The 13,943-nt window shown below is 65.3% G+C and carries 10 protein-coding genes; 5 read left to right on the plus strand and 5 right to left on the minus strand.

The window, feature by feature from the left end; translation table 11 throughout:
• Positions 1-9: 9 nt before the first annotated feature.
• The 4 genes from ACVIHF_RS06250 to ACVIHF_RS06265 form a co-directional block, all read right to left on the minus strand.
• A complete protein-coding gene (locus ACVIHF_RS06250; RefSeq protein ID WP_057017537.1) occupies positions 10-996 on the minus strand; it encodes a branched-chain amino acid ABC transporter permease in 987 nt (328 codons plus the stop codon).
• Entirely contained in the window at positions 996-1,865 is an 870-nt protein-coding gene (locus ACVIHF_RS06255; RefSeq protein WP_028334343.1) for a branched-chain amino acid ABC transporter permease, read from the minus strand. Before ACVIHF_RS06255 ends, ACVIHF_RS06250 begins: the two co-directional genes overlap by 1 nt.
• A 16-nt stretch (positions 1,866-1,881) precedes the next feature.
• Positions 1,882-3,135, minus strand: coding sequence for an ABC transporter substrate-binding protein (locus ACVIHF_RS06260; RefSeq protein ID WP_253609720.1), 1,254 nt, complete (start codon positions 3,133-3,135; stop codon positions 1,882-1,884).
• Positions 3,136-3,438: 303 nt separating this feature from the next.
• Positions 3,439-4,506: a glycosyltransferase family 4 protein gene (locus tag ACVIHF_RS06265; RefSeq protein WP_057017535.1), complete on the minus strand. Its 1,068-nt coding sequence runs from the start codon at positions 4,504-4,506 to the stop codon at positions 3,439-3,441.
• Positions 4,507-4,819: 313 nt separating this feature from the next.
• On the opposite strand from ACVIHF_RS06265, the gene ACVIHF_RS06270 reads away from it, so the two are divergent.
• The 5 genes from ACVIHF_RS06270 to ACVIHF_RS06290 all read left to right on the plus strand — a co-directional run bounded on the left by ACVIHF_RS06270 (position 4,820) and on the right by ACVIHF_RS06290 (position 12,739).
• The gene (locus tag ACVIHF_RS06270) at positions 4,820-6,583 is read left to right on the plus strand and encodes an ABC transporter ATP-binding protein (RefSeq protein ID WP_076827043.1); all 1,764 of its coding nucleotides are present in this window, start codon (positions 4,820-4,822) and stop codon (positions 6,581-6,583) included.
• Positions 6,584-6,667: 84 nt separating this feature from the next.
• Positions 6,668-8,869 carry an amylo-alpha-1,6-glucosidase gene (locus tag ACVIHF_RS06275; protein WP_253609719.1) on the plus strand — a complete coding sequence of 734 codons (2,202 nt, stop codon included), beginning with the start codon at positions 6,668-6,670 and terminating at the stop codon, positions 8,867-8,869.
• A 47-nt stretch (positions 8,870-8,916) separates the two neighbouring features.
• Positions 8,917-9,516, plus strand: a complete 600-nt coding sequence (locus tag ACVIHF_RS06280; protein ID WP_253609718.1) for a PRC-barrel domain-containing protein — start codon at positions 8,917-8,919, stop codon at positions 9,514-9,516.
• An 88-nt stretch (positions 9,517-9,604) separates the two neighbouring features.
• On the plus strand, positions 9,605-10,843 hold the full coding sequence (locus tag ACVIHF_RS06285) for an MFS transporter (protein WP_253609717.1): 1,239 nt from the start codon (positions 9,605-9,607) through the stop codon (positions 10,841-10,843).
• 264 nt (positions 10,844-11,107) lie between these two features.
• The gene (locus ACVIHF_RS06290; RefSeq protein WP_253609716.1) at positions 11,108-12,739 is read left to right on the plus strand and encodes a L,D-transpeptidase; all 1,632 of its coding nucleotides are present in this window, start codon (positions 11,108-11,110) and stop codon (positions 12,737-12,739) included.
• Between the two features lie 111 nt (positions 12,740-12,850).
• Here the strand turns inward: ACVIHF_RS06290 and ACVIHF_RS06295 are convergent, their stop codons facing one another.
• Complete coding sequence (locus ACVIHF_RS06295; protein ID WP_176936872.1) at positions 12,851-13,909, minus strand: class I SAM-dependent methyltransferase; 1,059 nt, start codon at positions 13,907-13,909, stop codon at positions 12,851-12,853.
• Positions 13,910-13,943 lie beyond the last annotated feature (34 nt).

Consider the following 13,943-nt stretch of genomic DNA (forward strand, 5'->3'; position numbering starts at 1 on the left):
GCGACGACCTCAGGCGCGCGCCGGCTTGCGCCGGGCGGTGCGGTGATAGATGTCGGTCGCGAACCCGATCAGTCCGGTCGGCCGCCACAGGATGACAGCCATTAGGATCAGGCTGTAGACCGTGAGCTGGATGCCGCCGACCGAGCTGCCGAGCCAGCTTTGCAGCAGCGCCGAGGTGGTCTCAAGCAGCACGGTGCCGATCACCGGTCCCCACAGCGTGCCGATGCCGCCGACGATCGACACCAGCGCCGCCTCGATCGAGACGTTGAAGCTGAACGCGGTCGCGGGATCGATGAAGTAGATGTATTGCGTGTAGAAGGTGCCGGCGAGCGCGGTCAGGAACGCGCTGATCATGTAGATGTCGCGCTTGACCTTCGGCGCGTTGACGCCGACCGCCTCGGCGGCGTCCTCATCCTCGCCGATCGCGACGAGATAGTAGCCGATCCAGGATTTCTCGATTCTGTGGGTGATCCACAGCCCGACCACGAGCAGGCCGAGCACGACGTAATAGTACGACGACTTTTCCTCGAACTGCATCATCAACGGCGCACTGCCGAGGTTCGGGATCGTGGTGCCTTCGGCGCCCCAGGCGAAGTCGCGGAACTTGAGGAAGATCAGCATCAGCACCTGGGCGGTCGCAATGGTGGCGATGGTGAAATAGGGGCCGCGCAGACGGAAGCAGAGCCAGCCGATCGGCAGGCTTGCGAGCATCGCGACCACGCCGCCCGCGATCATCCCGATCCAGGGCGAGATGCCGTAGTTCACCTGCATGATGGTGGAGGTGTAGGCGCCGAGCCCGAAATAGGCGGCGTGGCCGAGCGACAGCTGCTTGGCGTAGCCGCCCATCAGGTTCCAGGCGACGCCGATGAAGGAGAACAGCAGGATGCGGATGAAGATGTCGATCGCGAACGAGGAGGTGACGAGCTGGGGCAAGGCGAGCATGACGACGGCCCCGATCGCGAGCCACAGCCATTTCATGTTGCTGGACGTCTGCATCACCGGCCCCTCCTGGCGCCGAGCCCGCTCGGCCTGAAGGCAAGCGTCAGCAGCAGCAGCGCAAACACCACGATCAGGCCGGAATCGGCGCCGACGAACTGGATGCCGAGCGATTCCGCGACGCCCATCATCAGGCTTGCGATCAGCGCGCCCATCACATTGCCGAGCGTGCCCATCACCACGGCGACGAACGCCATCAGCACAAACACCTGGCCGACAAACGGATAGGCTGAATAGAACGGCATCAGCAGCGAGCCGGCGGCGCCCGCGAGCGCCAGCGCGGTGCCGAACGCGACCGCGAACACGCGGTTGGGATTGATCCCCATCAGCATCGCGACGTCGCGGTTCTGCGACGCGGCGCGCATGGCGCGGCCGAGATCGGTGGTGTGCAGGAATACCCACAGCAGCCCGCTCAGCGCCATCGCGACCGCGAAGGCGATCAGTTTCGCCACCGGGATGTACAGCCCGCCGATATGCCACGCCGCATCCGAATAGGACGTGTGGACGGTGCGGTAGTTGGCGCTGAACAACATCAGCGAGAGATTGAGCAGCAACAGCGACAGCGCGAAGGTCAGGAAGATCTGCGGCATGTCGTTCGGCCCCAGCACCCTGCGGATCAGGAAATGCTGGATCAGGACGCCGGCGAGGAACAGCACCGGCATCGAGACCACGAGCGAGACCAGCGGATCGATGCCGAACTGGGTGGCGAGGAAGAACGAGATATACATCCCGATCATCACGAACTCGCCCTGGGCGAAGTTGACGATCTTGACCACGCCGAAGATCAGCGTGACGCCGATGCTGACAAGCGCGTAGATGCCGCCGATGAGCAGGCCGTTGATCACGGCCTGGGCTAGTGTCTCCCACATGCGATGCGACCGCGGTTCAGGTCTTCATCAGCGGGGCGCGGGCGTCTTCTTTCGGGAAGACGCTGACGAGATCGGTGTTTTGCCACTGCACGCCGACCGGGCGGCCGTAAACGTTCTTGCCGTCCGGCCCGAACTTCACCTTGCCGCCCGGCGCCATCGCAGCGAAGCCCGAGGAAACATCGAGCGTCGAGAGCGCCTCGCGCACCTTCTTGGGATCGGCGGAGGCGGCGCGCTCCAGCGCGTCGGCCAGCATGAAGGTCTGCGCGACCAGGCCGCCGGCATATTCGAACGCGAACTCGCCGGTGCGCTTCTTGAATTCGACATTCACCTTCTGCGCGTCGTCGCTGACGTCGTGGTTCCAGTGCGCAACGCCCTGCAGGCCCTCGGCGGCATTGCCGACATTCTTGTAGAAGTCCGGCATCACGAAGCCGCCGGAGCCGCCGTTGATCGCAATGTTGAGCCCGACCTGCTTCACGGTGCGCACGATCAGGATGAGGTCGTTGAGATAGGACAGTGAGAACAGCGTGTTGGCGCCGGAGGCCTTGACCTTGTTGATCAGCGGGCTCGCGTCGGTGAAGCCGGCCGAGTAGGGCTCGAACATCACGATCTCGACGCCTTCGCCCGGCGCCAGCTCCTTCAGCCCGTTCGATGTCGAGGTGCCGAACGCGGTGTTCTCGAAAATGACGGCGACCTTGGCCTGCTTACTGACCAGCTTGGCCATCTGCAGCTGGGCCTTGGCAAACTGCGAGGCGCGTGCGAACGGCGTGAAGGTGTAGGTGCGCCCCTTGTTGAGCTGGTCGGAGCTCGATCCGGTGATGATCGGGACCTTCGCCCGTTCACAGACTTCGCTCGCGATCAAGGTCAGCGCGCTGGCATAGCAGCCATGGATCGCCGACAGCTTGTTGCCCGTGATCAGGCGGTCGGTTTCGGTGCGCGTCACCGTGGTGTCGCTCTGCACGTCCGAGACGATGAGGTTGAGCTTGGCGCCGCCGAGCGACTTGATGCCGCCGGCCTCGTTGACCATGTCGACCGCGAGCTTGGCCGCAGCCACGCAGCCGACGCCGATCTGCGCCATGCTGCCGGTGGTCGGATAGAGCGCGCCGATGTTGATCGGATCGGCCGCCCAGCCGCGCAGCGGAACGGCGCCGAACGCGCCTGCCGCCAGCACGCCGCCGGTCTTGGCGAGGAACTTGCGGCGGTTCAGCTTGTTTTGTGAGGCTTTGGTCGGTGCGGCATTATTAATGGCCGACGGCTTGCGGTCCCCTGTCATGGCGTTCCCCCCTGCGCGATCACGGCACGGTTGCTCCGTCCGCTCGCTTATTATTTTTTGCTCAAGCGCGGCGCATAAGAGCACGTAATTCGGCATTCGCAAAGGCGATATCAGCCGAACTGATGGGGAAACCTGTCATCGCTGGTGCGTCGCAGCAATCGTGCGACGCGGGCATGCGTAGTGTTTTGCTGCGTGAGAGTTGCCGCCGCGCACGACGGTATTATTGACAATCGAACGACCCGACGGACCGGCACGGATGGTGCCGGCCGGCCCGCCGGATCATTCGATCGGCCGCTGCAACTGCTACTCTGCGCTGGCCACCAGCTTGAAGCGCGGCTCGGCTTCCATCAGGCCGCGGAAGGCGGCGAGATAGTCGAGCGCCATGCGCCGCGCGGTGAAGCGGGTCTCGAACTGCTTGCGGATCGCGTCGCGATTGAGCGTTCCTAGGCGGCCGACGGAGGAGATCGCACTGATCTCGTCCTCGACGATGAAGCCGGTCAGGCCATCCTCGATGATCTCCGGCACCGAGCCGCGGTTATAGGCGATGACGGGCGTGCCGCAGGCCATCGCTTCGATCATCACGAGGCCGAACGGCTCCGGCCAGTCGATCGGAACCAGGAGCCCGATCGCGCCGCTGAGAAAATCCGGCTTCTCGCGGTCGCTGATTTCGCCGATGAACTCGACCAACGGGTTGCTGGTGATCAGCGGCTTGATCAACTCATCGTAATATTCCTGGTCGGCACGATCCACCTTAGCCGCGATCCTCAGCGGAATGCCGCAGCGGGTTGCGATCTTGATCGCGCGATCGACGCCTTTCTCCGGCGCGATGCGCCCGAGTACCGCGAGATAGGACGGCTTCGCCGGTTGCGGCGTCAGCAGATTCTCCGGTAGGCCGTGATGGATGGTGCGCACCCAATGCGCCTGCGGCACCGGCCGCCGCTGCGCGTTGGAGATCGAGATCACCGGAATCTTCGAGAAGGTGTTGAAGACCGGCTGATGTTCCGGCAGGTCGAGCCGTCCGTGCAAGGTGGTGACGAACGGCGTCGGCTGCCGCGCGAACAGCGACCACGGATAATAGTCGAGATGGCAGTGCAGGAAGTCGAACTCCTCGTCGTCGGCCTTCTGCCGCACGCGTTCCAGCATCACCATGTGGAGCGCATTGGGATCGCGGACCGAGCCGTCGAGCCGCAGTGCCTTCGGCCAGGTCGCATCGAGCTTCGCGGAGGTTTGAGAATCGCCACTGGCGAACAACGTCACGTCATGTCCAAGTGTTACAAGTTCTTCGGTCAGCCAGTGCACGACCCGTTCGGTGCCGCCGTAGAGCTTGGGGGGAACAGCCTCCGTCAGCGGGGCAACCTGCGCGATGCGCATCTCTCCGTCTCCTGTTTGTAATGTGGAATGAACTACCCTCAGCCCTCAGATGGCACCGACATGCCAAAGACGGGAACGTTCTCGCACGTGCGAGGTTCCTTAGATGTGGGAGATCTGCCGCTTCTTTCTTCCATCACACTGTGGTCTTGCTGATGCCATCACGCTCCAACACGGTTTTGCCTATGCCAGCGTTGCAAAATTGTTGCGCAGTGATGGCTGCATCAAGGAATCCCACCGCCGCCCTTCACGTCATCGTGCGCGAGAGCTTCGACTAGAATTTTCTCGTTCACCTTCAACAGCTTTGCAGGACGTCATGGACCATCTGTCAGGATACGCGCATCGTCCGTTTCCCTTTGTGTTGCGCTATCTGCGCCGGCGTCTGCCGTCGCATGTTGTGATTTTGTCAGCCGTTGTTGCGGCGGTTGCCTGCTCGGTAGGCACGCAATACGGCGTGAAGAATCTGGTCGATGCGCTGTCGGCAGGGCCGTCGGCCGCGAACGGCGTATGGCTGGCATTCGCTCTGCTCATGTCACTGATTGCAGCCGACAACTTCCTGTGGCGGATCGCGAGCTGGACCGCGAGCTACACCTTTGTCAGCGTCACCGGCGATCTTCGCCGCGACATGTTCCGCCATCTCACCGGCCACGCGCCGAGCTATTTCACGGACCGGCTGCCGGGCATGCTGACCAGCCGGATCACGGCGACCTCGAACGCGGTGTTCACCGTCGAGAATATGTTCGTATGGAACGTGTTGCCGCCCTGCATCGCGACCTTCGCGGCGATCGCCTTGGTTGGAACAGTCAGCGTGACAATGTCAGCAGTGCTGATCCTGATCGCCGGAACCATGGTGGTGGCCATGTTCCGCATCGCCGCCGCCGGCCGGCCGCTGCATGACGATTTCGCCAACAGGGCGGCCGCCGTGGACGGCGAAATGGTCGACGTCATCAACAACCTGCCGCTGGTACGCGCGTTCTGCGGCCTCGGCTATGAGCACGAACGCTTCGATGCGACCGTCAATCGGGAACTCGTCGCGCGTGGCCGTTCCCTGCGCTACCTCGAGAAGCTTCGTCTCATTCACGCCGGCGTGACCGTCATCCTGACCATCGCGATGCTGGCCTGGGCGCTCAGTCTCTGGCAGCAGGGCGCGGCGACCACCGGCGATGTCGTGCTGGTCTGCACGCTCGGCATCTCGATCCTCAGCGCCACCCGCGATCTCGCGGTCGCGCTGGTCGACGTCACCCAGCATGTCGCGCGGCTGACTGAGGCGCTGGCGACGCTGCTGCAGCCGCACGAGCTGAAGGACCATCCGGAGGCCGAGGCGCTGGTGAAGAGCGGCGCGGCAATCGCCTTCAACAATGTCTCGTTCCGCTATCCCGGCGGCCTGCAGGTGTTCGAGCGCTTCAGCCTGCGCATCCAGCCCGGCCAGCGGGTCGGCCTGGTCGGCCACTCCGGCGGAGGCAAGTCAACACTGTTTACCCTTCTGCAGCGCTTCTACGACGTCGAGCAGGGCAACATCACCGTCGACGGCCAGGACATCTCGCGCGTCACGCAGCAAAGCCTGCGCGCCGCAATCTCGGTGGTGCCGCAGGATATCTCGCTGTTCCACCGTTCGATCCTGGAGAACATCCGCTACGGCCGGCCGGACGCCACCGACGACGAGGTGCTGCGGGCGGCGATCGCGGCGCGCTGCGACTTCATCGAAACTTTGCCCGAGGGCATGAACACCATCGTCGGCGATCGCGGCGTCAAGGTCTCCGGCGGCCAGCGCCAGCGCATCGCGATCGCGCGCGCCTTCCTGAAGGATGCGCCGATCCTGCTGCTCGACGAGGCCACCGCGGCGCTCGATGCCGATTCCGAGGAGGCGATCCGCGAAGCGTTGTCGCGGCTGATGCGCGGGCGTACCGTGGTCGCGATCGCGCACCGCCTCGCGACGCTGCGCAGCTTCGACCGCGTGCTTGTGCTGCAGGGCGGCCGGATCGTCGAGGACGGTCCGCCCGATATCCTCGTGAAGGGAAGGGGCCCCTACCGCGACCTGGTCGCGCGCGAGATGGGCCGCCTTTCCACCAGCGCGGCCTGACCCCGCGTCGTCAAGTGCGTTTGTGCGTTCCGGTGCGTTCGTTCGAACCAGGATACGGGCCAAGCAAAGTCGCCAGAGGTTCAGATGGCAGCTGACGTCGTTACGCAGATCATCACCGCTCGCATCACGGAGCACGTCGCCGAATCGCCGTTCTACATTCCGATGACCGGGCCCGCGGCGCGGCCGCGGCGCTCGCTCAAGCATGACGACACCTTCATCGTGCTCGACAGCCATGGCGACATCGGCGCCTCGGCCGGCGGGCCGGACGGCCTGTTCAACGCCGACACCCGCTACCTGGCGCGGCTGGAAATGGTGCTGGAGGACGTGCAGCCGCTCCTGCTCGGCTCCAACATGCGCGACGACAATTCGGCGCTGACGGTCGACCTTACCAATTCCGACGTCTATCGCGACGACCGCCTCACGCTGCCGAAGGACACGCTGCACATCGTGCGCTCGATCTTCCTGTGGCGCGGCACGGCCTATCAGCGCATCGGCCTGCAGAATCACGGCGACCATGCCGCGAGCTTCGATCTCACGCTGCTGTTCGACAATGACTTTGCCGATCTGTTCGAGGTGCGCGGCGAGCGCCGGCCGCGGCGTGGCATCGGCTCGAGCAAGCTGCTCGGCCCGACCGACGTGGTGCTGGAATATTGCGGCCTCGACGAGCAGACGCGGATCACCGCGCTGCATTTCGATCCGCGGCCGACGCGGCTGTCGGTCAACGCGGCGACCTATCATTTCGATCTCGAGCCCGGGCAAGTCACGTCGCTGTTCGTCGCGGTCTCCTGCAACAAGCCGATCATGCAGAAGCCGGTGCCGTTCTTCCGCGGCCTGCTGGCGCATCGCCGCGAGATGCGGACGTCGTCGGCCGGCGCAGCCAGCATCGAGACCTCGAACAACATCTTCAACGAGGTGCTGTGCCAGGCGATGGCCGACCTCAACATGCTGATGACCGAGACGCCGCAGGGCCGTTACCCCTATGCCGGCATTCCCTGGTATTCGACGACGTTCGGCCGCGACGGGCTGATCACCGCGTTGCAGATGCTGTGGGTCGATCCGCGGATCGCCAAGGGCGTGCTGAAGCGGCTCGCGCTGTTCCAGGCCAAGGCGGTCGATCCGCTGGCCGATGCCGCGCCAGGCAAGATCCTGCACGAGATGCGCGGCGGCGAGATGGCCGCGCTTCGTGAGGTGCCGTTCGCGCATTATTATGGCAGCGTCGATTCGACTCCGCTGTTCGTGCTGCTCGCCGGGCTCTATCTGGAGCGCACCGGCGATTTGGAGACGCTGCGCGAGCTGTGGCCGGCGGTCGAGGCCGGCTTGCAATGGATCGACGGCCCGGGCGATCCCGACCGTGACGGCTTTGTCGAATATCAGCGCGCCACCGAGGAGGGGCTGCGCAATCAAGGCTGGAAGGATTCGTTCGACGCCATCTTCCACGCAGACGGTACGCTTGCCGAGGGCAATATCGCGCTGGCGGAAGTGCAGGGCTACGTGTTTGCCGGCAAGCAGCTTGCCGCGCGCGCGGCGCGCAAACTCGGCTTTGCCGACAAGGCTGCGAAGCTGGAAGCCGAGGCCGAGCGGCTGCGCGAGCGGTTCGAGGAAGCATTCTGGTGCGAGGAGATCGGCACCTATGCGGTCGCGCTCGACGGCGCCAAGCAGCCGTGCAAGGTGCGCACCTCGAATGCCGGCCAGACATTGTTTTCCGGCATGGTGCGGGAAGACCGCGCGCGACGGGTCGCCGCCGACCTGATGAGTCAGAAGTTCTTTTCGGGCTGGGGCATCCGCACCGTCGCCGCGGGCGAAGTGCGCTACAACCCGATGTCCTATCACGACGGCTCGATCTGGCCGCATGACAATGCGCTGATCGCGCTCGGATTTGCCCGCTACGGCCTCAAGCATTCGGTCGCGCATCTGTTCAAGGGCCTGTTCGACGCCGCGAGCTATATGGAACTGCGGCGACTGCCGGAGCTGTTCTGCGGCTTCCGCCGCGAGCGCCGGCGCGGCCCGGTGCTCTATCCCGTGGCCTGTGCACCGCAGGCCTGGGCGAGCGCGACGCCGTTCACGCTGCTAGAGGCTGCGCTTGGCCTCGAGTTCGACACCGCGCGCGGCGAGATTCGTTTGCGCGATCCGCGGCTGCCGGAGTTCCTCAACGACGTGGTGCTGCGCGACCTCAGGCTCGGCGCTTCCAGTGTCGATCTGAGGCTGCGCCGCCATGACGACGAGGTGTCGCTGGAAGTGTTGCGCACACGCGGCCAGATCCAGGTGTCGATCGTACTGACGCATTGAGCGTCGTCGCGCGGCATGCGTGCGCCGGAAATCGCGGGGAGAGTAAGATGCGTCCGAGGATTACGATGATGCTGGTCGCAGCGGCGCTGCTGACATGCGCGGGTGCCCGCGCCGCCGACGACGAAGCGCCGGCGCCTGCACCATCGCCGCCGGCCGTGCAGGCGCCGCCAGCAACGCCAGCAACTCCTGCGCCGCCGGCAGCCCAGGCGCCGCCAGCAGCCTCTGCGACGCCGAAGGAGCAGGCGAAGGAGCCCTCAAAGGAATCGTCCAAGGAACCGTCCAAGGAACCGTCGCCGCCGCCGTCGGTGACCGTGATCGGCGCGCGCGATGCGCACGGCATTCTCGGGCGCGACGTTCGCAGTTCCGCCAATGAGAACATGGGCCGTATCGTCGACGTCATTGTCGACCGCGACGGCAAGGTCCGCGCCGCAGTGATCGATTTCGGCGGCTTCCTCGGCGTCGGCAGCCGCAAGATCGTGGTCGATTGGAACGCGCTGCGTTTCGCCGGTGTTTCCAGCAAGAGCGACAGCATCACGCTGGACCTCAACAAGCAGCAGGTGAGCGCTGCGCCCGAGTACAAGGAAGATACGCCGCTGATCGTGCTGGGTGCGGCGGGGAGCCTGCATCCATGGGATTACGAACATTAGGGGGGTAGAGCTGGTCGCGCGTCCGAACTCTTCTTTAGAGACGGTTGGCGACGATCGTGGCGAGCGATCAGCCGGCAGCACCAACGTTGTGTCAATTGCTCCCGATCAGCCCACTCCGGAGGAACCGCGCGGGCCGTCGCGGGAAAGCCAGCGCGGGCTCGACTGGTTCATCTTCTTCCTGGCCGACGTGCAGACCGGCTTCGGCCCGTTCGTCGCGGTCTATCTGACGACGCAGAAATGGACCCAGGTCGAGATCGGCTTCGTGCTCTCGATCGGCGGCATTATCGGACTCTTGGGCCAGATGCCCGGCGGAGCGATCGTCGATGCGGCGCGCTCCGAGCGGGTCGTTGCGGGCTGTGCGGTGGCCGCGATCGGCGCCAGCGCGCTGGCCTACGCGCTCTGGCCGATCTTTCCCGTGGTGACGCTCGCCGCGACGCTGCACGCGCTCGCGAGCTGCGTGCTCGGTCCGGCGATCGCCGCGATCAGCCTCGGCCTGGTCGGGCCGCTTGCGATCGGCGAGCGGCTCGGCCGCAATGCGCGCTTCGCCTCGCTCGGCAGCGGCTCGGCCGCAGCACTGATGGGCGCCTGCGGCTATCTGCTGTCGAGCCGCTCGGTGTTCCTCGTCACCTTCATCCTGGCGATCCCGACGCTGTTGTCGCTGGCCCGGATCCGCGAGCGCGAGATCGACATCGCGCAGGCCCATGGCGAGGTGAAACGGGAAGTCCCCGACAAGCGCGCCACCAGCGTCGCCGGCCTGGTGCGGCAGCGGCCGCTCTTGATCTTCGCCGGCGCGATGATGCTGTTCCAGCTCGCCAATGCCGCGATGCTGCCCCTGATGGCGGGCGTGGTGACGACCCGGTCGAGCCAATGGGCGCCGGTTCTGATCGCGGCCTGCATCATTGTGCCGCAGGCGATCGTCGCGCTGTCCTCGCCGTCGGTCGGCCGCAAGGCCCAGGCCTGGGGGCGGCGGCCGCTGCTGTTGATCGCATTCGCCGCGCTGGCGATCCGCGGCCTGTTGTTCGCGACGGTGCGTGACCCCTATGTGCTGGTCATGGTGCAGATTTTCGACGGCATCACCGCGGCGATCTTCAGCGTAATGGTGCCGCTGATCGTGGCCGACATCGCCTTCGGCAGCGGCCATTTCAACCTGGCGCAGGGCATTGTCGGCACCGCAGTCGGCATTGGCGCGTCGCTCAGCACGGTGCTGGCCGGCTATGTCAGCGACAAGCTCGGCAGCAGCACCGCCTTCATGGGGCTGGCCGGGATCGCCGCATTCGGGCTGTTCGTGATCTGGCTGGTGATGCCGGAGACGCGGCGGACGGCATGATGGCAGGGCGCAACCGCGGCACCATTGGCTGCCACCGACCAGACCCGGGATGCGGCTACCGGCCGGTTTTGCTGCGCGGCACCCTTTCTCCTGCATGTGCCGTCATATATGAGTGAATACATAAGTGATTTGCTGCTGGAACGAGTCCGATGGTCCCCAGGAGCGAGTTCGCGCGTTGGACCGTGGCGGCGATTAATCAATCCAAAATCGCGGTCTGGTACGGGATTGACGGAGCGCGGGCAGGCATTTCGACCGAGGAGCGGCATGGTACATCGAACGACGACGGCGCAAACCACCGGAGCGATGCGGCGTTGGGGCCAACCCGCCTTTGTGACTTTCGCAGCGATGGTCACACTTGCGTCACTGACCGGCGGCGTCGCGGCGAAAGAGCAGCGTCCCGCGGCAGCCGTCGAGGCGACCGCGCCGCGCACCGCCGGCGAGCCGATCATGGCGATCGTGTCGATCAAGGCCCAGAAGGTGACGCTCTACGACGCCGAGGGCTGGATCTACCGGGCGCCGGTGTCGAGCGGTGTCAAGGGACGCGAGACGCCGGCCGGCGTCTTTGCGCTGATCGAGAAGGACAAGGACCACCACTCGACCCTCTATGACGATGCCTGGATGCCCAACATGCAGCGCATCACCTGGAACGGCATCGCGCTGCATGGCGGACCGCTGCCGGGATATGCGGCCTCCCACGGCTGCGTGCGGATGCCCTACGATTTTGCCGAGAAGCTGTTCGACAAGACCAGGATCGGCATGCGGGTGATCATCGCGCCGAACGATCCGGCCCCGATCGATTTCACCCATCCGGCGCTGTTCGTGCCGAACGCGCAAGCCATTGCGGCGGCGCCAGCGCGCGCCGAGAAGCTCGGCCGCGAGGCCGCGGATGCCGCAAAGGCAGCCGACGAGGCGAAGAAGGTTTCGATAGCCGCGACCAAGGAGGCCGCACTGTTCACGCCTGCGTCGCTGCGCAAATTGCAGCAGATCAAGACCCGTGCCGACGCTGCGGTTGCGTTGGCCGACAAGACGCTCGCTGCGGCCAAGACCGACCAGGCCAAGGCGCGCGCCGAGGATCTGAAGCAGAAGGCGGTGGCCAAGGCCGCCGAAGCGACCACGCAGTTCGAGGCCGCCCAGGGCGACGCCAAGCCGAAGCTCGACGCCGCAGCCGCCGCCAAGGACGCCGCCAAGGCGGCCGAGACCAAGAAGGCGGATACCCAGAAGGCGGCGACCGAGGCGAAGCTCGCGCTGGAGCCGGTGTCCGTCTACATCAGCCGCGCGACGCAGAAGCTTTACGTCCGGCGCAACACCCACAAGCCATGGGCTGATGGCGGCGAGGTGTTCGACTCGAGCATCGAGGTTCCCGTAACCATCCGCGATCCGGACAAACCGATCGGCACGCACATCTACACGGCGATGGCGCGCAACGACGCCGGCGGCCTGCGCTGGACCGAGGTGTCGATCGACGATGGCGACAACGCCAGGAATGCGCTCGATCGTGTCACCATCCCGCAGGATGTGCTGGATCGCATCGCGCCGACCGCCGTTGCGCGCTCTTCGATCATCATCTCGGACGAGCCATTGAGCGCCGAGACCAACTATCGCACCGAGTTCGTCGCGGTTCTGAGCAACCAGCCCCAGGGCGGTTTCATCACACGCAAGCCGACCCGGCCCATGATGACCGACGACATGGTTGCGAGCAGGGACGACGACGGTTTCGGCTTCTTCTCTCAGCGCAGCTGGAATCCCCAATCGGGCACCCAATACGGCACCCCGTATGGCAGTCCCCAATACAGCAATCCCCAGTACGGCAATCCCCAGATTTACGGCAATCCGCAAGCGGCCAATCCGCGCCGGCGCGGCGGCCAGTACTTCTGGCAATCGCAACAGGACTGGTAACGGAGCGTCGAGGACGCAGGCCGCAACGAGCGGCCGCGGCGTCAGATCGGCATTGCAGCGTTGGGCGGCGGCGTGATGCCGCCGCCCAATCGCATTGTGCGGTTGCCCATCTTACGGGCGGGCTTCCAGGATCAGGTTGAACGGCGTCTCCGCGGCGCGGCGGAACCGCGAGAAGCCGCCTTGGCGCGCCACCTCGCGCAGTCTTGCCTCTCCTGCCTGCGCGCCGAGCGCGAGCCCGACCTCCTGGTCCAGCGACGCCGGCGTGCAGATCATCGTCGAGGCGGCGTAGTAGACGCGCCCGATCGGATTGAGGTTGTCCTCCAGCCGGTCGTTGGCGAACGGCTCGATCAGCATGCAGGTGCCGTCGTCGGCGAGGGTGGAGCGGGTGTGCTTAAGGGCGCCGACCGGATCGCCCATGTCGTGCAGGCAGTCGAAGAAGCACACCAGGTCATAGCCCTTGGCCGGGAATGTCTTGGCGGAATGCGTTTCGAAATGAACGCGGTCCGACAATCCCGCCTCCCGCGCGGACTTCCGCGCCGCCTCGATCGAGCCGTCGTGATAGTCGAAGCCGTAGAAGGTTGATTTCGGAAACGCCTCCGCCATCAATCGCGTCGAGACGCCGTGCCCGCAGCCGACGTCGGCGACGACGGCGCCTTTCTTCAGCTTGTCGACGACGCCCTCGAGCGCCGGCAGCCATTCCTGCACCAGATAGTGCTTGTAGCTGGTGCGGAAGAAGCGGGCGGTGCCGCAGAACAGGCACTCGCTGCGCCTGTTCCAGCCGACGCCTTTGCCGGTCTTGAAGGCGTCGGTAATTTTTGGCTCATCGAGAAAGGTCGCGCCGACCAGGCTTCCGACGGCGCCGAGGAAGACCGGGCTGTCCTCGTCGGCCAGCGCGAGCGCCTGCTCGGGCAGCATCGAGAATTTTCCGGATGCCTTGTCGTACTCGATGTAGCCGGAGGCCGCCTGCGCCGACAGCCACTCCTGGATGTAGCGCTCGGCCGTTCCCGTTGCCTTGGCCAGGGCCGCGGCATTCATCGGCCCGCCCTGCGCGAGGGCCCTGTACAGCCCGAGCTTGTCGCCCAGCAGCATCAACGAGGCATTCATCGCCGCGCCGACATCGCCGATCATCTTTCCCATGAATGAATTGAGGCGCTCTTCGTTGACGTCCATGATGTTCCTCCATCGCAATCGCGTTTGGCCAAAA

Source organism: Bradyrhizobium sp. USDA 4506 (assembly GCF_054058795.1).

Coding starts and splice junctions, on each gene's coding strand:
- ACVIHF_RS06250 (WP_057017537.1), bottom strand. CDS start 996: ATGCAGACGTCCAGCAACATGAAATGGCTGTGGCTCGCGATCGGGGCC.
- ACVIHF_RS06255 (WP_028334343.1), bottom strand. CDS start 1,865: ATGTGGGAGACACTAGCCCAGGCCGTGATCAACGGCCTGCTCATCGGC.
- ACVIHF_RS06260 (WP_253609720.1), bottom strand. CDS start 3,135: ATGACAGGGGACCGCAAGCCGTCGGCCATTAATAATGCCGCACCGACC.
- ACVIHF_RS06265 (WP_057017535.1), bottom strand. CDS start 4,506: ATGCGCATCGCGCAGGTTGCCCCGCTGACGGAGGCTGTTCCCCCCAAG.
- ACVIHF_RS06270 (WP_076827043.1), top strand. CDS start 4,820: ATGGACCATCTGTCAGGATACGCGCATCGTCCGTTTCCCTTTGTGTTG.
- ACVIHF_RS06275 (WP_253609719.1), top strand. CDS start 6,668: ATGGCAGCTGACGTCGTTACGCAGATCATCACCGCTCGCATCACGGAG.
- ACVIHF_RS06280 (WP_253609718.1), top strand. CDS start 8,917: ATGCGTCCGAGGATTACGATGATGCTGGTCGCAGCGGCGCTGCTGACA.
- ACVIHF_RS06290 (WP_253609716.1), top strand. CDS start 11,108: ATGGTACATCGAACGACGACGGCGCAAACCACCGGAGCGATGCGGCGT.
- ACVIHF_RS06295 (WP_176936872.1), bottom strand. CDS start 13,909: ATGGACGTCAACGAAGAGCGCCTCAATTCATTCATGGGAAAGATGATC.